Source organism: Actinomycetota bacterium (assembly GCA_013152275.1).
GTDB lineage: Bacteria > Actinomycetota > Acidimicrobiia > Spongiisociales > UBA4744 > BMS3Bbin01.
Genome location: JAADGS010000045.1, coordinates 74,069 through 97,181 on the forward strand (window position 1 = coordinate 74,069; position 23,113 = coordinate 97,181).

At 63.6% G+C, this 23,113-nt stretch carries 24 protein-coding genes and 1 tRNA gene; 24 read left to right on the top strand and 1 reads right to left on the bottom strand.

Translation table 11 applies throughout. From position 1 onward, the window contains the following. Positions 1-14: 14 nt before the first annotated feature. The 12 genes from GXP34_08355 (at position 15) to GXP34_08410 (ending at position 9,845) form a co-directional block, all read left to right on the top strand. Positions 15-1,667, top strand: coding sequence for a CTP synthase (locus tag GXP34_08355; GenBank protein NOY55985.1), 1,653 nt, complete (start codon positions 15-17; stop codon positions 1,665-1,667). After that, positions 1,664-2,203, top strand: coding sequence for an NUDIX hydrolase (locus GXP34_08360; protein NOY55986.1), 540 nt, complete (start codon positions 1,664-1,666; stop codon positions 2,201-2,203). Before GXP34_08355 ends, GXP34_08360 begins: the two co-directional genes overlap by 4 nt. Then, positions 2,200-3,327 (top strand): alanine dehydrogenase, encoded by a 1,128-nt coding sequence (gene ald / locus GXP34_08365; protein NOY55987.1) that lies wholly within the window; start codon positions 2,200-2,202, stop codon positions 3,325-3,327. The genes GXP34_08360 and ald overlap by 4 nt, the downstream gene beginning before the upstream one ends. Beyond that, positions 3,323-4,225, top strand: coding sequence for a site-specific tyrosine recombinase XerD (xerD, locus tag GXP34_08370; GenBank protein NOY55988.1), 903 nt, complete (start codon positions 3,323-3,325; stop codon positions 4,223-4,225). The genes ald and xerD overlap by 5 nt, the downstream gene beginning before the upstream one ends. Positions 4,226-4,232: 7 nt before the next feature. Further along, a complete protein-coding gene (locus GXP34_08375) occupies positions 4,233-4,565 on the top strand; it encodes a TraR/DksA family transcriptional regulator (protein NOY55989.1) in 333 nt (110 codons plus the stop codon). Then, positions 4,562-5,170 carry a site-2 protease family protein gene (locus GXP34_08380; protein NOY55990.1) on the top strand — a complete coding sequence of 203 codons (609 nt, stop codon included), beginning with the start codon at positions 4,562-4,564 and terminating at the stop codon, positions 5,168-5,170. Before GXP34_08375 ends, GXP34_08380 begins: the two co-directional genes overlap by 4 nt. Beyond that, the gene (locus GXP34_08385) at positions 5,167-5,673 is read left to right on the top strand and encodes an HDIG domain-containing protein (protein NOY55991.1); all 507 of its coding nucleotides are present in this window, start codon (positions 5,167-5,169) and stop codon (positions 5,671-5,673) included. The genes GXP34_08380 and GXP34_08385 overlap by 4 nt, the downstream gene beginning before the upstream one ends. Positions 5,674-5,680: 7 nt before the next feature. Further along, on the top strand, positions 5,681-6,445 hold the full coding sequence (locus GXP34_08390; protein NOY55992.1) for a segregation/condensation protein A: 765 nt from the start codon (positions 5,681-5,683) through the stop codon (positions 6,443-6,445). After that, positions 6,432-7,004: an SMC-Scp complex subunit ScpB gene (gene scpB / locus GXP34_08395; GenBank protein ID NOY55993.1), complete on the top strand. Its 573-nt coding sequence runs from the start codon at positions 6,432-6,434 to the stop codon at positions 7,002-7,004. Before GXP34_08390 ends, scpB begins: the two co-directional genes overlap by 14 nt. Then, complete coding sequence (locus tag GXP34_08400) at positions 7,001-7,717, top strand: rRNA pseudouridine synthase (protein NOY55994.1); 717 nt, start codon at positions 7,001-7,003, stop codon at positions 7,715-7,717. Before scpB ends, GXP34_08400 begins: the two co-directional genes overlap by 4 nt. Further along, the gene (gene aroA, locus GXP34_08405) at positions 7,714-8,997 is read left to right on the top strand and encodes a 3-phosphoshikimate 1-carboxyvinyltransferase (GenBank protein ID NOY55995.1); all 1,284 of its coding nucleotides are present in this window, start codon (positions 7,714-7,716) and stop codon (positions 8,995-8,997) included. The genes GXP34_08400 and aroA overlap by 4 nt, the downstream gene beginning before the upstream one ends. Positions 8,998-9,212: 215 nt before the next feature. Next, positions 9,213-9,845 (top strand): (d)CMP kinase, encoded by a 633-nt coding sequence (locus GXP34_08410; GenBank protein NOY55996.1) that lies wholly within the window; start codon positions 9,213-9,215, stop codon positions 9,843-9,845. Positions 9,846-9,858: 13 nt separating this feature from the next. Here GXP34_08410 and ispH read toward each other — a convergent pair whose 3' ends face one another. After that, a complete protein-coding gene (ispH, locus tag GXP34_08415; protein NOY55997.1) occupies positions 9,859-10,905 on the bottom strand; it encodes a 4-hydroxy-3-methylbut-2-enyl diphosphate reductase in 1,047 nt (348 codons plus the stop codon). 68 nt (positions 10,906-10,973) lie between these two features. Between ispH and der the strand changes: the two genes are divergently transcribed. The 12 genes from der (at position 10,974) to GXP34_08475 (ending at position 22,497) form a co-directional block, all read left to right on the top strand. Then, positions 10,974-12,290 carry a ribosome biogenesis GTPase Der gene (der, locus tag GXP34_08420; GenBank protein NOY55998.1) on the top strand — a complete coding sequence of 439 codons (1,317 nt, stop codon included), beginning with the start codon at positions 10,974-10,976 and terminating at the stop codon, positions 12,288-12,290. A 28-nt stretch (positions 12,291-12,318) separates the two neighbouring features. Beyond that, positions 12,319-13,683, top strand: a complete 1,365-nt coding sequence (locus GXP34_08425) for a thiolase domain-containing protein (protein ID NOY55999.1) — start codon at positions 12,319-12,321, stop codon at positions 13,681-13,683. A 109-nt stretch (positions 13,684-13,792) separates the two neighbouring features. Further along, the gene (locus GXP34_08430; GenBank protein NOY56000.1) at positions 13,793-14,230 is read left to right on the top strand and encodes a nucleotide-binding protein; all 438 of its coding nucleotides are present in this window, start codon (positions 13,793-13,795) and stop codon (positions 14,228-14,230) included. A 155-nt stretch (positions 14,231-14,385) separates the two neighbouring features. After that, a tRNA-Pro gene (locus GXP34_08435) sits at positions 14,386-14,463 on the top strand. Positions 14,464-14,770: 307 nt separating this feature from the next. Next, positions 14,771-15,856 carry a phosphate ABC transporter substrate-binding protein PstS gene (gene pstS / locus GXP34_08440; GenBank protein ID NOY56001.1) on the top strand — a complete coding sequence of 362 codons (1,086 nt, stop codon included), beginning with the start codon at positions 14,771-14,773 and terminating at the stop codon, positions 15,854-15,856. A gap of 81 nt (positions 15,857-15,937) precedes the next feature. Continuing rightward, positions 15,938-16,915: a phosphate ABC transporter permease subunit PstC gene (gene pstC, locus GXP34_08445; protein NOY56002.1), complete on the top strand. Its 978-nt coding sequence runs from the start codon at positions 15,938-15,940 to the stop codon at positions 16,913-16,915. Further along, positions 16,912-17,793: a phosphate ABC transporter permease PstA gene (gene pstA / locus GXP34_08450; protein NOY56003.1), complete on the top strand. Its 882-nt coding sequence runs from the start codon at positions 16,912-16,914 to the stop codon at positions 17,791-17,793. Before pstC ends, pstA begins: the two co-directional genes overlap by 4 nt. Next, the gene (gene pstB / locus GXP34_08455; GenBank protein ID NOY56004.1) at positions 17,790-18,563 is read left to right on the top strand and encodes a phosphate ABC transporter ATP-binding protein; all 774 of its coding nucleotides are present in this window, start codon (positions 17,790-17,792) and stop codon (positions 18,561-18,563) included. The genes pstA and pstB (GXP34_08455) overlap by 4 nt, the downstream gene beginning before the upstream one ends. Next, positions 18,560-19,420 (top strand): phosphate ABC transporter ATP-binding protein, encoded by an 861-nt coding sequence (gene pstB / locus GXP34_08460; GenBank protein ID NOY56005.1) that lies wholly within the window; start codon positions 18,560-18,562, stop codon positions 19,418-19,420. Before pstB (GXP34_08455) ends, pstB (GXP34_08460) begins: the two co-directional genes overlap by 4 nt. Further along, entirely contained in the window at positions 19,417-20,106 is a 690-nt protein-coding gene (gene phoU / locus GXP34_08465) for a phosphate signaling complex protein PhoU (protein NOY56006.1), read from the top strand. Before pstB (GXP34_08460) ends, phoU begins: the two co-directional genes overlap by 4 nt. After that, positions 20,096-20,797: a response regulator transcription factor gene (locus GXP34_08470; protein NOY56007.1), complete on the top strand. Its 702-nt coding sequence runs from the start codon at positions 20,096-20,098 to the stop codon at positions 20,795-20,797. Before phoU ends, GXP34_08470 begins: the two co-directional genes overlap by 11 nt. A gap of 8 nt (positions 20,798-20,805) precedes the next feature. Then, on the top strand, positions 20,806-22,497 hold the full coding sequence (locus GXP34_08475; GenBank protein ID NOY56008.1) for a HAMP domain-containing protein: 1,692 nt from the start codon (positions 20,806-20,808) through the stop codon (positions 22,495-22,497). The last annotated feature ends 616 nt before the right edge of the window (positions 22,498-23,113 follow it).

Here is a 23,113-nt window from a genome sequence, read left to right on the forward strand (position 1 = left end):
TACGCTGACGTCCCGTGGCGAAGTACGTGTTCGTAACGGGTGGTGTGGTCTCCAGTCTCGGGAAGGGGATCACCGCATCCTCCCTTGGAAGACTCCTCAAAGCACGGGGTCTGCGCGTCGTAAACCAGAAGCTGGATCCGTACATCAACGTCGATCCTGGAACGATGAACCCCTTCCAACATGGCGAGGTGTTCGTTACCGACGATGGCGGAGAAACCGACCTCGACCTCGGGCACTACGAGCGTTTCACCGGTGAGAACCTCCGTCGTGATTCCAACGTCACGACCGGTTCCGTGTACCTGTCCGTCATCCAGAAGGAACGTCGTGGTGATTATCTCGGCGGCACCGTGCAGGTGATCCCGCACATCACAAACGAGATCAAATCCCGGATCCGGCGAATCGGCGATCGCGACGACATCGACGTGGTCATCACGGAGGTGGGTGGCACCGTTGGCGACATCGAGAGCCTGCCGTTCCTGGAGGCGATCCGCCAACTTCGCAAAGATCTCGGAGAGCACAACACCGTGTATGTCCACGTGACACTCGTTCCCTACATCTCGGCCTCGGAGGAACTGAAGACCAAACCGACACAGCATTCGGTGGCCGAGCTGCGAAGCCGTGGCATCCACCCCGACGTGATCGTCATCCGGTCCGACCGCGAGGTCGGGGCCGACGCCATCCAAAAGATCAGCCTCTTTTGTGATGTCGATCGTGAAGCCGTCATCAACGCTCTAGATGCTCCCAGCATCTACGAGGTCCCCCTCGCATTGCACGCGGCCGGTCTCGACGACGTCGTCACCAGACGCCTCGACCTGGAGACGCCGCCTCCCGACCTCGCCAACTGGAGCGCAATGGTCGAACGTGCGCGAAAGGCCACCAGGCCCGTCACGATCGGCCTCGTAGGCAAGTATGTCGATCTGCCGGACGCATACCTGTCGGTCGTCGAGGCCCTGCGCCACGCTGCCGCCGGTACGGATGTGAAGCTCGACCTGAAATGGATTCCGAGCGACGACATGGGCGGGCTTCTCGCTCCTGAGCATCTTGCGGGCGTGGATGGCATCGTGGTCCCGGGGGGATTCGGGATTCGAGGAATCGAAGGAAAGATCTCGGCCATCCGATACGCGCGGGAGACCGGTATCCCGTTCCTTGGCTTGTGCCTCGGATTGCAGTGTGCCGTCATCGAGTTCTCCCGGTCGGTTCTCGGCTTGGCGGACGCCGACAGCGCCGAATTCAACCCGACGACGACAAACCCGGTCATCGATCTGATGGAGAGCCAGCAGGATGTCTCGGACATGGGTGGAACCATGCGACTTGGTCTCTACCCGGCGAAGCTTGCAGAAGGGTCTCTCGCCCGCCGTCTCTACGAGCAGGAGCTGATCTACGAACGCCATCGGCACCGTTACGAGGTGAACAACCGGTACCGCAAAGATCTCGAGAACGGCGGCATGCGACTTTCGGGCACCGCCCCAGACGACTCGCTGGTGGAGATCATCGAGCTTCCCGGGCACCCGTTCTTCATCGCATCGCAGTTCCATCCCGAATTCAAGTCGAGGCCAGATGAGCCACATCCGCTGTTCCTCGGCCTGATTCGCGCCGCGATCGCGAGGAGGGCGACAGCCGGTCCCGCCGTCGAGACGGTCGGGATTCCAGAACCGCAAAACCGGTGAAGTCGCTGCGCCTGATCGGTCGACGATTCCTCGCCGCCGGCTCGTTCCTCGACTTCGAACGGCTGCACTACGCCGCCTCCGACGGCCGCCATGCCGCCAGAGAGATCGTGCACCATCCCGGCGCCGTCGCCGTCGTTCCGGTCTTGGGAGACGAGGTCATTCTGATCGCCCAGGATCGAATTCCGGTCGGAGATCGGCTGCTGGAGATCCCTGCGGGTAAACGCGACAAGACCGATGAGCCGCTCGAAGTGACTGCCATACGAGAATGTGAAGAGGAGATCGGCTTTCGACCGCGACGTTTGACACCGCTGGGCAGTTTCTATACGACCCCGGGTTTCAGTGACGAGAGGATCTGGTTGTTCAAGGGCGAAGATCTGGAAGCGGTGCCGGTCCGACCGCAGGGACCGGAGGAAGAGATGGCGGAGATCGTGCGCCTGCCAATCTCCGAAGCGCTGCGTAGGGTTGACGATGGAGAGATCCTGGATGTGAAGACCTTGATCGGACTTCACTCGTTGAGAAGGGAGTTCAGACCGTGATCATTGGAGTGCCCCGAGAGATCAAACCAGGGGAGCATCGCGTTGCCATCACCCCCGTCGGTGTCCGTGAGCTCGTCGGCCGTGGCCACCGGGTCGTCGTCGAGACCCACGCGGGGGAAGGTTCGACGATCCACGACGTCGAGTACGAAGATCAAGGCGCCCAGATCGCCGCATCTGCTCGAGAGGTCTTCGAGATCGCCGATCTCATCCTCAAAGTGAAAGAGCCGCAGCTGCCCGAGGTTGCGATGCTGCATGCAGAGCAGGTGCTGTTCACCTATCTGCATCTGGCCGCCCATCCGGACCTGACGTCAGAGATGCTCCAGCGGGACATCATCGGCATCGCGTACGAAACCGTCGAACTTCCCAGTGGAGCGCTACCGCTGCTCGCTCCGATGTCGGAGGTGGCCGGGAGGATGGCGACGCAGGCCGGTGCCTACTTCTTGGAGAAGGCACACGGTGGACGGGGTGTGCTGCTTGGCGGTGTCCCGGGGGTCATGCCGGCAAAAGTCGTCATCATCGGCGCAGGCATGGCCGGCACCAACGCAGCGATGATGGCCGCAGGCCTCGGTGCCAGAGTGGTCGTGCTCGACAAGGACGCGGCAAAGCTGCAGGCCCTGGATGCCCTCTATCGTGGGCGTATCCTGACTCTCTCCTCGAACATGCTGACCCTCGAGGAACAGGTGCGGGACGCGGACCTTGTCATCGGCGCGGTGCTGCTCCCGGGAGCATCCGCTCCCAAGTTGGTGACCGAGACGATGGTGAAGGAGATGAAACGCGGCTCCGTACTCGTCGACATCGCGATCGATCAGGGCGGGTGTTTCGAAACGAGCAGAGAAACGACACACCATGACCCCACCTACATACTCCATGAGGTCGTTCACTATGCCGTCGGAAACATCCCGGGCGCCGTTCCACACACCTCGACCTACGCACTCACCAACGCGACCCTGCCTTACGTGCTGGCGCTGGCCGACGATGGGGTTTCAGGAGCCGTTGCCAGACATCCCGAGTTGCTGTTGGGGCTGAACATCATCGGCCCGGCCATCGTCCATCGAGCCGTGGCAAAGAGCCTCGAGTTGGAATACACAGATCCAACACCGATCCTCGACCGCCGGCCGAATTGATGCGAAGGTGGATGCGACAAGCACCCAGGAAGGAGTCGAGGAATACCTCGCATCGCTGGTAAGTGAGCGAGGTCTCTCGGCAAATACGGTAGCTGCGTATCGCCGCGACCTCGAGCGGTATCTGACGTTCCTCGATGGTCGGGCCAGTACGGCCGGGTCGGTCGTCGAGTTCGTCTCGATGCTCCACGGATCGTCATTGGCTCCGTCCACCGTCGCCCGCAAGGTGGCAGCCCTTCGAGGCCTACACCGCTTCCTGGTGGCCGAGGGTTCCAGTGCCGAAGATCCGACGGTTTTGATCGAGACGCCAAAACTCCCACGCAGTCTGCCCAAGGCCCTCACGGTGCAAGAAGTGCTGAGCCTGCTGGACGCACCCGATGTATCTTCTCCGCTCGGCCGCAGAGACCGGGCATTACTCGAGTTCATGTACGCAACCGGTGCACGCGTCTCCGAGACGACCGGCATCGACATGGAGGCGATCGACCTCGAAGAGCGGACGGCCCTCGTGACCGGCAAGGGTTCCAGGCAACGAGTCGTCCCGATCGGATCGTACGCGGTCGAGGCCATTCGGGCCTATCTGCCCGACCGCATGGAGTTGAAGTCGGGACGCCCGGATCCGGGTGCTCTCTTCCTCAGTGCCAGAGGGCGAAGGCTGAGCCGGCAGGGCGTATGGCTGATCGTGCGAACTCTGGCGCAGCGGGCGGGTATCACCCCGGATCGCGTTTCTCCCCATGTGCTTCGGCACTCGGCGGCGACCCACATGGTGGAAGGGGGAGCGGACCTGAGAACGGTCCAGGAAATGTTGGGGCACGCTAGTATCTCAACCACACAGGTGTACACCAAGGTCTCTCCTCAACACCTTTACGAGGTGTACGTTATGTCGCACCCACGGAGCAGGTGAACACACAATGGACGATATCCGTTCGACACTCACGAGGGAACGCGAAGAGCTGGTTCGTCAGCTCGAAGAGTTCGGCGCGACCGATCGCGGCAACCTTCGTTCAGACGTTCAGTTTTCAGGATCCTTCGCGGACGCCGGTGCCGCCACTGCCGAACGCAGTGAGGTGATCGGTATCGTCCAGAGCCTCGCACGCCGGGTTCGGATGGTCGATCGAGCACTTGCCAAGATGGACGAAGGCACCTACGGAACCTGTGACCGTTGTGGCGAACCGATCCCGGAAGCCCGTCTCGAGGCTCGGCCAGAATCTGTGCTCTGCGTCGAGTGTAAGTCCCGTTCTTGAGTCCGATCGTCCAAGGTCTGATCTTCATCGCGGCGCTGGCGCCGTCGGTCATCCTGCATGAAGTGGCTCACGGCTGGGTAGCGGAACGTTTCGGTGATACCACTGCACGAGACGCGGGCCGAATCACCCTGAATCCACTCGTTCACATCGATCCGCTGGGAACGGTCATCCTTCCGGCCGTGCTTGCACTGACGGGTGCGCCGGTGTTCGGATGGGCCAAGCCTGTCCCTGTCGTTCCAGCGCGTCTCCACAGGCCGGTACGAGACATGGCGATCGTCGGTCTGGCCGGACCGACCACCAACGCGATCCTCGCTCTGCTGGCGGGCCGGCTGCTCCTGCCGGTCGTTTCCGGTTGGGTTGCCGTCGCCGTCTGGGCGTTTGCCTATGTCAACGTCGTGCTTGCGATCTTCAATCTCCTTCCGGTCCCACCACTGGACGGTAGCCGTCTCCTACCGCTCCTTCTGGGTACGCGGGGTCGCAGCACATGGGCGGCCATCGAGCCGTTCGGCCTCTTGATCATCTTCGCTCTCCTGTTCATTCCCAAGTTCTCGGTGTTGCTGATGGCACCGATCAAGGCGCTCGCGCGAGTTGCAGGACTCCTATGAATGCTCTCCGATACTGGGGGCATCTGGCGCGGCGGTTTCTCGAAGCCCTCACTGCTCGCCCTCTCGACGAGCAGGCGAAGAAAGAAGTCTCGGAGCTGCTGCGATCCGACGCCGAGAAGAGGGCCTTCTTCGACCAACCCGTTGCAGACCAGCAGCATGGTCTGGCGGCAGCAAGACTGGTGATGGACAGGATCGATCTCCGGCGGGCGGCCCTGCTGCACGATATCGGGAAGCACGAGGCCGGACTCGGGGTCTGGGGGAGATCGGTGGCGACCGCCCTCGTGGCGCTCCACATCAAGGTCCGCGGTCGTTTCCGAAGGTATCTCGATCACGGGATCATCGGCGCCGCCATCCTGCAAGAACTCGGTGCCGAAGCGATAGTTGTCGATTTCGCCAGATATCATCAAGCTGGGCGGCCACCGACGATCCCGCCAGACGACTGGGATACGTTGCAGCGCGCCGACAGAAAAGCGCGAACCCTGTTCATGAGGGCAATACGATGAGGGCGCCGTGAAGACCTACGAAGTCAAAACCCCCGTGTTCGAAGGACCTCTCGATCTCCTCCTGCAACTTATCACAAGACACCAGGTGGAGATCACCGCGGTGAGCCTCGTCGACCTCGTGGATGAATACCTGGAAACGTTGCAGGCGCTCGAGCAACTCGACATGGAGGTTACGAGTGAGTTCGTCCTCATCGCCTCCACCTTGATCCAGCTCAAGGCACGCCGCCTGCTCCCCACAGACGAGGGTGTGGACCTGGATGAGGAACTCGAACTCATGGAAGAACGGGACCGCCTCCTCTCACGTCTGCTCGCGTGCGTGACGTTCAGAGACGTCGCCGCGGTGATCGCGTACCGCATGGAAGAAGCGGGACGGTACGTATCGCGCGCCGGTGGCCTGGACTTCTCGCCGCTACGCAAGCCACCCGAAACGGTACTCACGATCGGAGCGCAAGGCCTTGCTGCTCTTGCCACACGTCTCCTCGACACAACCGAGGTGGAACCTGATCTCGATCACCTCGATCTGGATCTCCCCTCGGTAGGTGAGGCGATGGTGGATCTCAGGAACCGGGTCGTCACCGCCGCCGAGGCAGACTTCTCCGACCTCGTTGCACATACAGAGAGAACCGTGGAGATCGTCGCCTACTTCCTGGCACTGCTGGAATTGGCGCGCTGGGGGGTTGTGGAGGCAAACCAGGCCGGCTGGCTGTCGGAGATTCATGTCAGAGCGACCGAGACCGAATCATGGGAGGAGGTCGTCAGTGAGTGGGAGTGAGACTACGGCCGTCTCGGTGCTCGAAGCGATTCTGTTCGTGGCCGAGGAGCCGGTGCCCGTCGAGGAGCTGGCAGAGGTGTTGGAGATGAGCACCGATCGGGTGGAGTCTGAACTCGCCAATCTTGCCCTCGAACTGGATCAGAGGGGCTCAGGCCTGGTCGCACGCACCGTCGGAGGTGGCTGGCGCCTGTACGCCAGACCCGGCGTACGGGCCTACTTGGAGCGCTATGCAACCACCGCAAGCGCTACGCGGCTCTCTCCGGCGGCGCTCGAAGTCCTCTCCATCGTCGCCTACAAGCAGCCGGTATCACGCGGGCAGATCGGAGAGATTCGTGGTGTCGATTCCGGTTCGGCGGTTCGGACCCTGGAGCGGCGAGGCCTGATCGAAGAACGCGGGCGCCTCTCGGTGCCAGGGAACCCGGCCGTGTACGGTACCTCTGCCCTCTTTCTCGAGAAGCTCGGCATCGGCTCACTCGACGATCTTCCGCCACTCGCCGATCACGTCCCGCCTTCGCAGGTCGTCGAATCGCTCGAGGACACCTTTCGTACAGACCTGTGAACGAACGCCTCCAGAAACTCATCGCTCATTCGGGACTCACCTCGCGCCGCGGAGCCGAGGAACTCATACGGCAGGGGAGGGTGACGGTCGATGGTGCAGCCGCACACCTGGGGCAGAAGATCGACCCTGAGCAGGCATCCGTCTTGGTCGATGGGGTTCCACTCCCCGTGGCACCAGGTCTCGTCTACTACCTCCTCAACAAGCCGTCGGGGGTCGTCAGCACGGCGAGCGACCCTCAGGGCCGCCGGACGGTTGTCGAGATCATCGGTGATCACATGAGACTCTATCCGGTAGGGCGACTGGACGTGGACTCCGAGGGGCTGCTCATCCTCACGAACGACGGAGACCTCGCCCACCTGTTGACGCATCCGAAGTTCGAAGTCACCAAGACATACACGGTGCTGGTCGACACGAACCCGACCGCCCGTCAACTCCGGGATCTGCAGGAAGGTGTCGAGCTGGAGGACGGGCCTGCGGCAGCACTCTCCGCACGGGTGATCGATCGTTCGAAGGGACAGGCGTTGATCGAGATTGTGATGGGCGAGGGACGCAAGCGGGAAGTGCGCCGGATGTGTGACGAGGTCGGCCTGCCCGTTTTGAGACTCGTCCGGACGGCCATCGGTCCCCTGCGCGATCGTTCCCTTCGCCCCGGATCGTTCCGGTCATTGACCATTGAGGAAGTGCGAAGCCTCTATGGGGCAGCGATCCCGTGAGGCGCTGCATCAGGCCGACCACCGCCCGGGGAGAGATCACCGTTCCTGGATCACGAAGCATCGCGAACCGGGTCCTGGTGGCAGCGGCCCTCGCCGAGGGAGTGAGCATCATTCGGGGGGTTCCCGTCTGTGACGACACAGAGGCGATGATCTCCGGACTGCGCAGTCTCGGTGTGACGATCCGCAGGGAAGGCAACGAGCTCCGGGTCACAGGAACAGGCGGGAGAATAGGCAGGCCCGGAGCGATCGTCGATGCGATGGCCTCTGGCACGACCGCACGGTTCCTGACTGCTGTCGCATGCCTCGGCGGGCAACAGGCCGTCGTTGACGGTGTGAAGCGGCTACGCGAACGACCTCTACGACCTCTCGTCGAGGCGCTTGGGAACGCGGGGGCACACATCCATGGGACACACCTCCCCATCGTTGCCGGGGGGAGCAGACTCACGGGCGGCAGTCTCGAAGTGGATGCCTCGGCGTCGAGCCAGTTCGTCTCTGCACTGGCCCTCATTGCGCCTGTGGTCGACGGAGGTCTCTCGATCAGGTGGAGTGAACTCGTGTCGAGGCCTTTCGTCGAGATGACGGTGGAAGTCATGGCGATCTTTGGCGTCACGGCGGAACTGTCCGACCGTGTTCTGGTCATCCCGGCGGGAGCCGCTTATCGGGCGGCCGAGATGTCGGTCCCCCCCGATGCCGCATCTGCCGTATACCCGGCTCTGGCCGCTGCCATCACCGGAGGCAGCGTCGTGATCGAAGGGCTGCGACCGGCACCTTCCCAGGCGGACCTGCGAGTGTTCGAGGTTCTCGAGCAGATGGGCTGCCGTATCGTATGGAGCGAAACGGGCGTGAGCGTGGACGGTCCTGAACGACTGCGTTCCGTGAACGTGGACATGGGTAGTGCCCCGGACGGAGCCCTCGCCGTGGCGATCGCAGCAGCATGTGCCGATGGGACATCGACGATCCGTGGACTCGGCACGCTTGCGGCAAAGGAAAGTGACCGCATTGCCGGACTCGCCGAAGGGTTGACAGCCATAGGGGCCGTCGTCGAGGCCCATACCGCAGGCCTTTCGATCACTTCCGGCGATTCTCGTGGTGCAACCATCGATCCGCGCGCTGATCATCGGATGGCGATGGTGTTCTCCGTCGCCGGGATCGCCAACGAAGGGGTGTGCGTCGAGGACACGAACTGTGTGAGCAAGACGTGGCCCGACTTCTATGAAGAGATGGGACGGATCTGTGGCTCAGACTGGGCATATCCAGCCCCCCAGGAGTCCACCGAGTGATACCGCTGCGTGGCTCGGAGTCTGGACCGGTTCTCCGCCGACGACCCGGTCCGCCCTCGGCCAGAGCCCCGAAGAGACCTCCCGGAACCCCCTCCGTCCTCGGCCAGGACCTCGAGGACACCTCCCGCAACGCTCGCCGGGGCCGGCGTCGGGCGGAACGGGGAGTGCGGAGAAGTCGCGAACGTTTCCCGCCCAGGCACTAGGGTTGCCCCGCCATGGAGCATCTCGTGATAGCCATCGACGGACCGGGCGGATCCGGCAAGACGACGGTAAGTCGAGCGCTCGCAAATGCTCTCGGCGTAGCACATCTGGATACCGGTGCGTTCTATCGGGCAGTCACCTTGGCGGCGCTTCGGGCCGGAATCACCACAGGGCCGGACCTGGCGGCTCTCGCAGAGCGCATCGATCTGCGCTACGAGGACGGGCACATGTATCTCGATGGGGAAGATGTGTGCGAGGAGATCCGTTCGCCTCCCGTCGATGTCTTCGTGTCCGCGGTCAGTGCCGAGCCCGGCGTGCGCAGAGCAATGGTGGAACGTCAACGGCGTTGGGTCGAGCGTCATGGTGGTCGGGCCGTCGTCGAGGGCCGGGACATCGGCACGGTGGTCTTCCCGGACGCGGAACTCAAGATCTTTCTCGTTGCACGCCCGGAGGTGAGGGCTGCACGGCGCGCGAGCGAACTCGAAGCCCCCGGGGTGGAGAACGTACAGGTGGAGCTCGCGCGGCGTGATCAGCTGGACTCCTCTCGTGCCGTGTCGCCCCTGTGCGCGGCGGAAGATGCGATCAGGCTCGACACTTCGGACCTGAGTGTGGTCGATGTCGTCGGACACATCCTGACTCTGCTCTGAGAAGGCTCCTGCTTCAGGTGTTCAGCGCGCCAAGCGCTTCCGTCGCCGTCCAGGTCCGATCCTCTTGGAGTGGTCCGGGCTCGCCCGGACTGCGGGCGCAGAACCCCCCTTCGACCGCGAACTGCAGCGCGGTCAGGAACCCTCTCAGCTGGCGCGGAAGCGGAAAGTACTCATCTTCATCGGTGACACGTGCCAACACGTGTCCGTTGCGTGGTGCAATCCGGTCGATCACCTCACGAACGAGGTGATCGGGCGCCGAAGCGCCGGCCGTGACCCCAACGACGTCGATCCCCTCCAACCAGCGATCCTCGATCTGGCCGGCCGAGTCCACCCTGTACGCGGGCGTTCCCGCGCGCCGGGCGACTCTCACCAGGGCCCTCGTGTTCGACGAGGTCTCAGATCCGACGACGAGAATGAGGTCCGCCCGCTTCGCGAGGTCTTTGACGGCCTCCTGCCGGTTCGTGGTGGCATAACAGAGGTCACTTCGCCGGGCGGTGCGAAGTCCGGAGAATCGATTGGACGCTGCTTCGAGGACGGCTTCCCATTCGTGTAGTCCCAGGGTGGTCTGTGCGAGAAGCGCCACACGAGACTCGTCACCCGGCTCGAAGGTACCGAGTCCGCCGTCCGGTTCGATGAGCGTGATGGCGTCTGGTGCCTCCGCGACGGTGCCGATGGCTTCATCATGTCCTTCATGGCCTACATAGATGATGTCGAACCCTCGTTCGGCCATGCGCCTGACCTCATGATGCACCTTGGTGACCAGCGGGCAGACGGCGTCGATGACGACACCCGCCCACGTCTGAGCGGCCAGCACGACTTCCGGGGACGATCCGTGGGCGGACAGCATGAGTGGAGCACCCTGAGGCACCTGGGCGATATCGTCGACGAAGACCACGCCGACTTCTTCGAACGCACCGACGACCCACTCGTTGTGCACGATTTCGTGGTAGCAGTAAACGGGAGGATCGAAGACGCGAATCATCCATGTGAGCGCTTTGATGGCCATCTCCACACCGGCACAGAAACCGCGTGGCTCGGCGAGGAGTACCTGATCGACCATGGCGCGATGGTAACGATGTGCTTGGAGAACCGGCACCCTGCCTATCCTTGCCGGACCAAGGAGGGCCAGTGAGCCGCATGCCCGTGGTCGCCGTCGTAGGGCGTCCAAACGTCGGAAAGTCCAGCATCGTCAACCGGATCCTCGGTCGGCGGATGGCCGTCGTGCAAGAAGACCCCGGCGTCACCAGGGATCGCAGAGAGTTTCGAGCCGAATGGGTCGGACGGGAGTTCCTGCTGGTCGATACCGGCGGATGGGAGCTCAATCCCAGTGAGGAACTCGTCGCCGCGATCTCCGCCCAGGCCGAGGCGGCGCTCGGAGCTGCCGATGTCGTCTTGCTCGTTCTCGACGCGACTGCAGGAATCACCGCCGATGATGCTCAGGTGGCGTCGCTCTTGCGTGGCGCCCCCAACGAGGTGATCGTGGTCGCCAACAAGGTCGATGGACCCCGCCAGGATGTCGACACGGCAGACTTGTGGCAGCTCGGACTCGGCGAACCGATGCCGATCAGCGCCCTTCACGGTCGTGGGATAGGGGATCTTCTGGATCGCGTCGTAGCCGCCTTTCCCGAAGATGTCGGCAAGACGCACGAAGACCTGCAGACTCTGGCGATCATCGGACGCCCGAACGTTGGCAAGTCGACATTGCTGAACCGTCTCGTCGGAGAGGAACGAGTCCTCGTGTCTCCCGTGCCGGGAACCACTCGGGATCCGATCGACGCGATAGTCGAGCTGGGGGAGCGGCGTTTCAAGGTGGTGGATACCGCCGGCATCCGGCGTACCCCCAAGGTGAAGGATCCCGCCGATTTCTATTCCGTCTTGCGCGCCAAAGGAGCGCTTGAGGAAGCGGATGTCGCCCTTCTGCTCATCGACACGGTCGAAGGTGTTGCGCAGCAGGACCAACGGATCGCTCAGGCTGCGGCCGAATCAGGCGCGGGTCTGATCGTTCTGCTGAACAAGTGGGATGCGGCCGACCTCGAACAACGCGAAACCGTCACGCGTGATGTTGCCGACCGTCTCCAGTTCGTGGGATGGGCTCCTCTCTTGCGAGTGTCCGCGCTCACCGGAGCGCGCCTACATCGACTCGCTCCAGCCGTTGATCGAGTACTCGAGTCCAGAGAGTTCCGGATTCCGACAGGGACGCTGAACCGGCTCATCAGGCAATGGCAGGCGAGTCATCCACCTCCGGTAAGGAAGGGGCGCCGCCCTCGAATCCTCTACGCGGTCCAGGCAGGGACCTCTCCTCCGACCATCATCCTCTTCGTGTCGGGAAACGAACCCGGTGTCGACTACCTGCGCTATCTCGAGAATCGCCTCCGCGCAGAGTTCGGGTTCGAAGGAACCCCGATCAAGATCTTCGCGAGGCGCCGCAAAGGTCGATCAGGGTAGGATGCGGCGGACACGAGAAAGGACACCGATGCGTTCCGTTTACGCGATTTCAGGCGGTGTATCCAAGTTTGCCAAGGCACGTCCGGACAAGACGTTCCAGGCGGTGATCAAGGAAGCCTACGACGAGGCCATCAGCGACCTCGGGCTCGACTTCCGGACCTTCACCGGTGTGGCGGATGGATCAGTCGCCTCCTACTTCTCCGACCACTTCTCCCGTCAACTCATGGCGGGCATCATGGCGCAGGATTATCTGGGCCTGCTTCCCAAGCCCAGTCACAGGGTCGAAGGCGGCGGGGCGACAGGAGGACTCTGCTTCCAGGAAGCATGGAAGTCGGTTGCCTCGGGCGACATGGACGTCTGCGTCGCCTACGGCTTCGAGACGATGAGCCACGTCGAGACGTGGAAGGGAAACGAGTTCATTGCACTCGCCTCCGATGTCTCGTGGGACTATCCGGTGGGGGGATTTTACTCCGGCTACTACGCCATGATGGTGTCGCGCCACATGAAGGAGTTCGGCACCACTCCGGAGCAGATGGCTGCCGTGTCGGTCAAGAACCATCGCAACGCCTACTTCAATCCTTACGCCCAGAAGCGGAACAGGTACACGATCGAAGACGTGCGCAATGCTCCGATGGTTGCCTGGCCGCTCACGCGCCTCGACATCTGCGTGATGTCCGACGGCGCGGCGGTGACGATCCTCGCCTCGGAAGAGGGACTGGCAAGGATCGAGCAGGCGGGGGGCCGGGTGCGACGCCCTCTCGTCAAGGTCGCAGGGATCGGCCGCGGTACCGACGCGATGCGGATGTCGGATCGGCCACATGTCGGCTACGACACGTTCATGCGCGAATACGCGACCGAACAGGAGAAGAGTTCTGACGAAACGCTCTCGTATTACAAGGAACTGTGGGATCACGGGACACGTTATCCGGGAGTGCACTCGTTCAGGGCCGGTCGGAGCGCCGGCAACATGGCGTACAAGCGAGCAGGCATCGTCAACCCGCTCGAAGATCTGGACTTCGTCGAGTTGCACGACGCGTATACGTCCTCGGAGATACAGACCTATGAAGACCTTGGCCTCTGCCGATATGGAGAGGGGGGCCCGTTCGCCGCATCCGGAAAGGCGTTCCTCCCGGGAATCGACTACGGCCTGGACCTGCCCGACGATCCGGTACTACCTGTCAACCCCTCCGGAGGCCTGATCGCCTGCGGGCATCCGGTCGGCGCGACGGGGCTCATGCAGGCGGTCTTCTCCATGTGGCAACTCCAAGGCACGATCAACGAACATTTCGGCGATGCGACCCTCCAGGTGCAGGATGCCAGGAGGGGAGCAATCCATTCGCACGCCGGGACGGGTACCTACGTGACGGTGAGCATTCTCGAAAGGGAGGACTGACATGGCAAAACTGCCCGAACGCCGCCCGGAGACCCTCGGTGGGTACATCGTTCACGGAATCCCCTTCCCCGTCCAGACCGATGCGGACGCCCTGGCGTTCCTCAAGAAGATGGCACCCATCCAGATCGAGCAGGGGTACTCGATCACCTATCTGCACTCCTACGGCCAGGACAGCCCCTGGTTTGCCGGAGCGACGAACAAAAAGCTGCTCGCAAGCCGTGATCCGGAGACCGGCTACACGTATGCGACGCCGCGGGGCCACGATATGTACACGGGCGAAGAAACCGAGTGGGTGGATATCACGGATCGGAAGGCCTCGGTGCATGCCGTCACGGTCTGCTACTTCGGATCCGAAGAGTTCCTTCCCGAGACTCCGTACGTGCTCGCGTTGATCCAATACGAGGGTGTGGACACGCTGTTCCTCACGAGGCTGATGGGTGTCGATCCCGACGCAGTCTCACTCGATTGGATCGACATGGAAGTGAAGCCCCGCTTCCTGCGCAACTCGAAACTCAAGCCGACGGACGTCTATTTCGTCCCGGCCTGAGACAGCCGATGCCGGGGAGGACACTCGCCCTCCCCGGCCGTTCGGGCTGCAAACCATCACCGCCAGGATCACGGTGCATCCACCTGCCGGATCATCCAGGGGACGGTCTCGCCGGTGCATGAGGTCACCCTGCAGGCAGGTATGATGCAGGTCCTCGGGCTGTGGCGCAGCTTGGTTAGCGCGCTTGACTGGGGGTCAAGAGGTCGCCGGTTCAAATCCGGCCAGCCCGACCACCGGATACCCCTGTAAGAGCAGGGGTATCTGCACGTTGAAGAACTCGACCGCAAGCGGATGGGCCTCGGGCGCCCACCTTCGGCGGGCACTATCGGCACGGCGCCGTGTCCAAGACCGCGCGGCTGCCACCGATCGCGCGATTCCTGCCGCGTCAAGGTTCACCTCCCGTTCAACTTCCGGCCATCGTGAGGTCACCACGGACCCCTAACGTCCCCCACGACAGATGACACCGGTTACCCCGCGGAACGACGCGGAACACCGCATCGACGAGGAGGAAAGATGTCGGACGATCAACCAAGAAGAAGGATGTCGCGCACGATACGCATCGGAGTGTTCGTCGCCGCGATGACGCTCATTGCCGCGGCATGCTCGAATTCATCGGGATCGGCCGCCGCTCCGGCCCCTGCCGGCGACGGAACCACGAGCGCCGCCCCGGCCCTCGCCGGCACGCTGAACGGCGCCGGCGCCACGTTCCCCGCCCCCATCTACCTGGAATGGATCGGTGCATACCAGAAGCAGTTCCCCGACGTTCGTGTCAACTACCAGGCGATCGGCTCCGGTGGCGGGGTGCAGAACTTCATCCAACAGACCGTCGACTTTGCGGGGACGGATGCCTATCTCACCGATGACGAGCTGGCCCAGGCGTCTCAGAACGGGACCGTCTACCACATCCCCACCGTCTTCGGCGCCGTCGTGCCCGCGTACAATCTCTCTGGTGTCGACGGCCTCACACTCGATTGCGACAGTCTGGCCGGCGTCTTCCTGGGTACGATCACCCGGTGGAACGACCCGGCGATCGTCGCCCTCAACCCGAAAGCAACCCTGCCCGACGAGGACATCCAGATCGTCCACCGCTCCGACGGATCGGGGACGACCAACGCCTTCACGCTCTACCTCGACACCTGCAACACGCAGTGGCATGACACCGTCGGGTACGGCAAGGACGTCGAATGGCCCGTCGGTGTGGGCGGCAAGGGCAACGACGGCGTCGCCGCGGCAATCTCCAACACCGAGGGATCACTCGGCTACGTCGAACTGGCCTACGCCACCCAGACCGGCCTCCAGATCACCTCGATGGTGAACAAGTCGGGCAATGTCATCGAGCCGAGCCTCGAATCAACCGCCGCAGCCGCCGACGGCGTCGTCTTCCCCGACGACCTGCGATTCACCCTGGCCGACACCGCCGCACCCCAAGGCTGGCCCATCGCCACCGCCACATGGATCCTTGCCTACGGCAACATGGCGGAGGACAAGGCGCAGCTCCTGCGGTCGTGGTTGACCTGGGCACTGACCGAGGGAGATGATGCAGCGCGGGCCCTCGACTACGCCCCGATCCCCGACTCACTGCAGAAGAAAGCCCTCGCCTTCGTCAACCAGATCGGTGCCGGCTGACCGAACCGCACAGCGTGAACCGGGCCGCACGGACCGTCTCCGAGCGGCCCGGTTCACGCGGCACAGATCACGGAGGCATCCATGACCAACAGCAGTGGCGAACCCGGCGCACAGGTACGCCGACCGATCGTCGATCGCCCTCGACGTCGAGGCGATCGCGTCTTTCGCCGCGTCGCCTTGATATCGGCGGCCGTCGTGCTGCTCCTCCTCGCCATCATGATCGTGTCGACCACCATCGCCTCGCTCCCCGTATGGCGATCCCAAGGCTTCATCGGATTCCTCCTCGGGATGCGCTGGGTACCGAACAAGGGCATCTTCGGGGCGTTCCCGTTCATCTACGGTACGGTCGTCACCGCGCTCATCGGCGTCCTTGTCGGTGTGCCCATCAGTGTCCTCATCGCTCTCTACATCTCGGAGGTCGCCACCCCCAAGGTTGCCGGTCCCGTGTCGTACCTCATCGACCTGCTCGCCGCCATCCCTTCGGTCGTCTACGCCCTCTGGGGCATCTTCGTTTTCGTCCCCTACGTTGTGAAGCCCGTCTCCGATGCTCTCGCCCGATACCTGGGCTGGACAGGCATCTTCGAGGGTCCTGTCTTCGGCCTGTCCTACCTCTCGACCGGACTCGTCCTCTCGATCATGATCGTGCCGATCGTCAGCGCCATCTGCCGGGAGGTCTTTGCCACCGTCCCTGCGGGGGAGAAGGAGGCGGCCCTGGCTCTGGGTGCAACCCGCTGGGAGATGATCCGCCTCGCTGTCCTGCCGCGTTCCCGTGCCGGCATCGTCGGTGCCGTGATGCTGGGCCTCGGCCGGGCGCTCGGCGAGACGATCGCCGCCGCGCTGCTCATCGGATCCCAGGTGGGCATCCACCTCTCCGTCGTCCAACCCGGATACACGATGGCGGCGGTGATCGCCAACCAGTTCCAGGAGGCCGACGCGGCCCAGATCAGCGCTCTTCTCGGTATCGGTGTCGTCCTCTTCTTCATCACCATCGTCGTCAACGTGCTGGCGCGCATCGTCGTGGCGCGCACCGGAGGCACCCTCGTGTCGGCCGACCTATGACCACGGAACCCACTTCGCTGGGCAGACCGCTCTCGGCGCGTCGACGCCTCACCGACCGTCTGGCACTCACCGCCATGTACGCTGCAGTCGGGGTGTCGCTCATCCCCCTTGCCCTCATCGCGTACTTCCTCATCGTGCGCGGCCTCGGGGCGATGAGCTGGGACTTCCTCACCAGCTCCCAGCCCTTCAGTTATGTTCAGCGAGGCGGTGGTGCGCTCAACGCTCTCGTCGGCACCTCCTACATGGTCGGGCTCGCCTCCGTTCTCGCCGTTCCTCTCGGCATCGCCGCGGCGATCTACCTCAACGAGTACGGCTCCGGTCGGTTCGCCGCCGTCGTCCGCTTCTTCGCCGATGTCATGACCGGCGTGCCCTCGGTCTTCGTCGGGCTCTTCATCTACACGCTCCTCATCGTTCCCACGCCGCTCGGCTTCTCCGCCATCGCCGGCGGGCTGGCCCTCGCCCTCATCATGCTGCCCATCATCATCCGCTCGACCGAGGAGATCCTCCGACTCGTCCCTCCGAGCCTGCGAGACGCCAGCGCCGCGTTGGGAGCCACGCGCGCACACACGACCATGAAGGTCGTGCTCCCCGCGGCGCGTCGCGGGATCACGACCGGGGTGATGCTCGCCGTGGCCCGAGCCGCCGGAGAGACCGCACCCCTGATCATGACCGCGCTCGGATCAGTGCAGCTCGCCTTCGGCTGGACGATCCCCATTTCGGCGCTGCCGCTCTTCATCTACGACGGGGCACGGAACCCGTTCGCGGCGGGACAGGAACGCGCCTTCGCCGCGGCTGCGGAACTGGTCGCCATCGTCCTCGTCTTCACCGTGGCCGCACGCTGGATCGCCTCTCGCCATGACCGGGAGCTTGGCCGATGAAGACCTTCCAGCTCCGCGATGTCAGTGCGTACTACGGCGACTTTCGCGCCATCGCCGATATCGACCTCACGCTCAAGCCTGGGGTTATCACCGCCCTCATCGGTCCCTCCGGTTGCGGGAAGTCGACTCTTCTGCGTTGCCTGAACCGGATGCACGAGTTCGTCCCCGGGGCACGCGTCGAAGGCGAGATCACCCTTGACCATGAGGACGTGTACGGCCCGTCGGTGTCACCCGCAGAGGTGCGCCGCGTCGTCGGTATGGTGTTCCAGCGACCCAACCCCTTTCCGACACTCAGCATCTTCGACAACGTCGCCGCCGGACTGCGGCTTGACGGCGGGTACTCCCGTGGCGAGTTCGACGACCGCGTCGAATGGGCGCTTCGCGCCGCTCACCTCTGGAAGGAAGTCGAGTATCAGCTCGACGCCCCGGGAGCATCGCTCTCGGGTGGTCAGCAACAGCGCCTCTGCATCGCCCGGACCATCGCCGTGCAACCCGCGGTGATCCTCATGGACGAACCCTGCTCGGCACTCGACCCCATCGCGACGCTACGCATCGAGGATCTCATGCGTGAACTCAAGGAGGACTACACCATCGCCATCGTGACCCACAACATGGAACAGGCGGCCCGCGTGTCCGACTTCACCGGGTTCCTCGTGATCGAGGAGGCCGGAGACCCCGGGCGTCTCGTCGAGTTCGGCGAGACGAGCCAGGTCTTCACGACTCCGGCCGACGAACGCACAGAACGGTATATCTCGGGAAAGTTCGGATGATCGGCAACGCCGCGCGGATCAAGCCCCGTCACACACCGAGCCGGTTCGGAGCCGGGGAGAATCGAGGAACCTTGGCCGATCACATCGCCCCTGTCTATCGCGCCGAACAGTTCTCGCTGTGGTACGGCGAGCATCAAGCACTGCGCGAGGTCTCGTTGAACATCGCTCCTCGCGAGATCACAGCGATCATCGGTCCCTCCGGGTGCGGGAAGTCGACGATGCTGCGCAGCCTCAACCGCATGAACGACAGCATTGCCGGCGTCTCGGTAGCCGGAACGATTCTCTTCGAAGGCCAGGACCTCTACGACGACGCCACCGACGCCGTCGAGGTCCGCCGGCGCATCGGCATGGTGTTCCAGAAGCCGAACCCGTTCCCGATGTCGATCTATGACAATGTCGCCTACGGCCCACGTCTTCATGGCGACCGGCATCCCGACGACATCGTCGAAGCCTCCCTACGTCGTACGGCGCTCTGGGACGACGTACGCGGCCGCCTCCACCAATCGGCGCTGGCACTCTCCGGAGGTCAGCAGCAACGCCTCTGCATCGCCCGTGCCATCGCCGTGCAACCGGCTGTGATCCTCATGGACGAACCCTGCTCGGCACTCGACCCCATTGCGACCCTACGCATCGAGGAGCTCATGCTCGAGCTCAAGGAGGACTACACCATCGTCATCGTGACCCACAACATGCAGCAAGCCGCCCGAGTCTCCGATCGCACGGCCTTCTTCACCGTGGAAGTCGGCGAAACCGGCCGACACATCGGCCACGTAGTAGAATACGATGAGACGAGCAAGATCTTTACGAATCCCGCGGAAAAGGCCACCGAGGACTACATCACCGGGCGATTTGGATGACCAGATTCCGCACCCAATTCCACACCGAGTTGGAGGCGTTGGAAACGACGCTGGTGGAGATGGCCAAGCTCGCGACCTCACAGATCGAGAAGGCCATGGTCTCCATCGCCAACGCGGATACACAAATCGCGGAAGCAGTCATTGCCGGCGACGGGGAGATTGATCGGATCTACCTCGAGATCGAGCGGCGCTGGACCGAGCTCATGGCGCTGCAAACCCCCGTCGCGACCGATCTGCGCCGGATGACGCTCATGCTACAGACGAATCACAGCGTCGAAAGGATCGGGGACCAGGCCGTCAACATCGCCAAGATTGCTCGAGCCACCCACGGGTTGCCACGCAGCGACACCATCCTGCGACATCTCCAAGAGATGGGGGACATCGTCATTCCCATGTTGAATGTGGCGATCGAAGCCCTTGTCAAGCGTGATCTGGAGTTGGCATTCCGTCTGCCCGTGATGGACGATCCAGTCGACCGTCTGGATCGCAATATGCACAAGGCGGTTGTGGCGTGCGGCCCCGATCCCGAGTTGCTCGAGTGGGCGGTGCACATGATCATCGTATCGCGGGCCCTGGAACGCGTCGGCGACCGGGCAGTGGACATCGGCGAACAGGTCGCTTTCCTGCAGACCGGCGAGTTCCAAGAGTTCTCGGACGGCACACCGATCGTTTTCCATGCCGACTGACCACCGGGTCCTCGTCGTCGAAGACGACGAGACCCTCGCCCAGTCGATCCGCTACAACCTGGAGCGGGAGGGTTTCTCGGTCGAGGTCGTGGCCGACGGAAGCGAAGTCCTCCGCGAGCACAAGGCGTTCGGCCCTTCGCTCGTGGTGCTCGATCTGATGCTGCCGGGCATGTCCGGGTTGGATGTGCTGCGGGAACTGCGGGTCGACTCCACCGTTCCGGTGATCATCGTGACGGCGAAAGACACCGAGGCCGACAAGGTCACAGGGTTGGAACTTGGTGCCGACGACTACGTGACCAAACCGTTCTCGATGCGAGAGCTTCTCTCGCGCATCAGAGCGATACTCCGTCGAGCAGACCTCTACACCAACGGTGAAGAACCCCCTCTCCTGATCGGCGGACGCGTGCGGCTCGATGCGGATCGGCACGAAGTTCGCGTGGACGCAGAACTCGTACCGTTCCGACCCAAGGAGTTCGATCTCCTCGAGGCGCTCCTCCGACGAAAGGGCAAGCTCGTGACCCGGGCGATCCTGTTGGACGAGGTGTGGGGATATACGTTCTACGGAGATATGAAGACACTCGACGTGCACATCAAACGGGTACGTGACAAGATCGAGCAGGATCCCTCCCATCCGACCCAGATCGTCACAGTGCGTGGTCTCGGCTATAAGTTCGTAGATGAGAACGCGTAGGCCCGGCCATGCATAGGCGCTCGCCCTCGTTCCGACGCCGACTCGTTACCTGGTACGCAATAACGCTACTGGTCGTCCTGGCCGGCCTCGGTCTGGCACTCGATCGGACCCTTCGATCCTTTCTCCTCGACCAGCTCACCGACTCCCTCACCGCCCAGGCACGAGCCATCCAGCAGGCGCTGCCCACCGATGCGGCCGGTCTCCAAGCTGCAGCCGAGGAACTCGGCGCAGATCTCAACGTGCGGGTTACCGTCATCGCTCCAGACGGGACCGTGCTCGCCGACTCTGCCTCGGATCCGGCAACGATGGAGAACCACAGCACGCGGCCGGAGGTGGTTGAGGCGCTCGGCGGCAGAGTGGGGGTGGCCTCCCGAACCAGCGCCACCGTCGGCATCGCTTTCCGCTATGTGGCGCTCCCGGAGCGCGATGGCGTGGTCGTCAGGGTTGCGCTTCCCGAGACCGAGACACGAGAGCGGCTCGCTTCGCTGCGCGTCATCCTTCTCGTCTGGGGTCTCGCCGCCGCGGCTGTCGGCCTCCTCGGAGTGTGGCTCATCGCTCGACACACCATGCGTCCCCTGGAAGATCTGTCCCAGTCGGTGGCGGACATCTCGCAGGGAGCGGTGGAGACCGAAATACCCAGAAGCGGCATTGCAGAGTTGGACCACCTCGGGGAAGCAGTCGCCGAGATGGCCACCGAGATCGATACTCGCATCTCCGACATCCAGAGGGAACAGGAGATGCGAGATCTCGTTCTTTCGGCATTGGATATTGGAGTCGTGCTCATCGACGGTGATGACATCGCCTATGCCAACCCACCGGCCCGAACGCTCATCGGCAAGGAGGCCGGTCGGGTGCAGGAACTCCACCCCGCCGTCCTCCGCAAGCTGATCTCGGGGGCCGGCGCGGACGAGGAGCGAGCGGCCGCCGACTTTGAAGCGGGCTATCCGGCACGGTCCATCGCCGCGGCCGCCGTGTGGCTCGAGCGGAGTGGGCTCGTCATGCTGACATTGACCGACGTGACCGAGGCAAGAAGAGTGGAAGCCCTGCGGCGAGATTTCGTCTCCGCCGCATCACATGAGCTGAAGACGCCGGCCGCAGCCATTCAGGCGGGTGCAGAGACGATCCTCACCGCTCTCGATGACGACCCGGAAGCCGTCCGGCTCTTTGCCCAGATGGTTTGTGACAACGCGTTGCGCCTGTCGGGCATCGTAAGTGACCTTCTCGATCTGTCGAGGCTGGAGACGCAAGAACCGGTACGAGCACCCGTGTCACTCGATGACCTCGTCCAGGACGAAGTCGATCGACTCGGTGCCGTGTCGGTCAACATGTCCGTGGAGGCCGCGCCGGTCGTTGTGTTCGGAGATCGCGCCGACCTCACGCTGGCAGTCCGCAACCTGCTGGCAAACGCCGTGCGCTACACCCATGAAGGAGGACACGTCTGGGTGAGCGTGTACGCAAGGGATCGCGCCGCCATCGTCGAGGTGGCAGACGACGGGGTCGGAATACCGAGCGCCGATCTCCCAAGGGTCTTCGAGCGCTTTTACCGAGTCGACGAAGGCCGCTCCCGCCGAACCGGAGGAACGGGCCTCGGCCTGGCCATCGTCAAGCACGTGGCCGAAGAACACGGCGGCCACGTGGAAGCCGAAAGCGTCCTCTCGGAAGGATCGGCCTTTCGGATCGTGATACCGCTCGAATCGTGACCGGCCCAAGCGCGGTGCAACAGGCAGCCCCTCGGACTCGCTTCGAGCCGTGTCGAGAATAGACCGACACGATCGACACCCAGACGTCGGGGCCCGCGTCAGCAAGCGTTTGGCGCACCGTCTTCCCGGCCGGATTGTGACCGGCGGTCGCCAAAGGGCGGCGGAGACGCCGGCCGGTCACATCGGTCACGGGACCCGAGCCGTGCACACGGCCGCCGATCACCGGGCCATCGAGGTTGGCCGACACCTGCCCGAGCGGGCCTTGGCGTCGGGTGCGCGCGCGGTCTTTGGCATCGGGGCGGCCCTTCCCCGAGACTCGCGTGGGGTCGGCTCGGCTCGTCCTCCCCTATACCGAGCCACGCCCTGTGTGGTTTGGGTCCGGCGTCGGATTCCGAAAGGCACGGTGGTTCCCGTTCCTCGGGACCCTCGGCGTGGACTCCGCGGCGACGGTGATCGTTCTCGACCCCCGCCGGATCGACCGGAGCGTGGCGATTCTGGCCGGCCTTCGAATGCTCCGCTTTGCGGCACGGCCGCGACCACGTGGTGCCTTCGCCCGGCTGCTCATCGAACTGCCTGGCACTGCACGGCCTGCTCCGGTGAAGATCTCCGCCACCGC

What these genes read in the sequence shown, in the direction of transcription:
- GXP34_08375 (NOY55989.1), top strand. Translation starts at nt 4,233, where the DNA reads ATGGACGATATCCGTTCGACACTCACGAGGGAACGCGAAGAGCTGGTT.
- GXP34_08385 (NOY55991.1), top strand. Translation starts at nt 5,167, where the DNA reads ATGAATGCTCTCCGATACTGGGGGCATCTGGCGCGGCGGTTTCTCGAA.
- GXP34_08410 (NOY55996.1), top strand. Translation starts at nt 9,213, where the DNA reads ATGGAGCATCTCGTGATAGCCATCGACGGACCGGGCGGATCCGGCAAG.
- ispH (NOY55997.1), bottom strand. Translation starts at nt 10,905, where the DNA reads ATGGTCGATCAGGTACTCCTCGCCGAGCCACGCGGTTTCTGTGCCGGT.
- GXP34_08425 (NOY55999.1), top strand. Translation starts at nt 12,319, where the DNA reads ATGCGTTCCGTTTACGCGATTTCAGGCGGTGTATCCAAGTTTGCCAAG.
- GXP34_08430 (NOY56000.1), top strand. Translation starts at nt 13,793, where the DNA reads ATGGCACCCATCCAGATCGAGCAGGGGTACTCGATCACCTATCTGCAC.
- pstS (NOY56001.1), top strand. Translation starts at nt 14,771, where the DNA reads ATGTCGCGCACGATACGCATCGGAGTGTTCGTCGCCGCGATGACGCTC.
- pstC (NOY56002.1), top strand. Translation starts at nt 15,938, where the DNA reads ATGACCAACAGCAGTGGCGAACCCGGCGCACAGGTACGCCGACCGATC.
- pstA (NOY56003.1), top strand. Translation starts at nt 16,912, where the DNA reads ATGACCACGGAACCCACTTCGCTGGGCAGACCGCTCTCGGCGCGTCGA.
- pstB (NOY56004.1), top strand. Translation starts at nt 17,790, where the DNA reads ATGAAGACCTTCCAGCTCCGCGATGTCAGTGCGTACTACGGCGACTTT.
- pstB (NOY56005.1), top strand. Translation starts at nt 18,560, where the DNA reads ATGATCGGCAACGCCGCGCGGATCAAGCCCCGTCACACACCGAGCCGG.
- phoU (NOY56006.1), top strand. Translation starts at nt 19,417, where the DNA reads ATGACCAGATTCCGCACCCAATTCCACACCGAGTTGGAGGCGTTGGAA.
- GXP34_08470 (NOY56007.1), top strand. Translation starts at nt 20,096, where the DNA reads ATGCCGACTGACCACCGGGTCCTCGTCGTCGAAGACGACGAGACCCTC.
- GXP34_08475 (NOY56008.1), top strand. Translation starts at nt 20,806, where the DNA reads ATGCATAGGCGCTCGCCCTCGTTCCGACGCCGACTCGTTACCTGGTAC.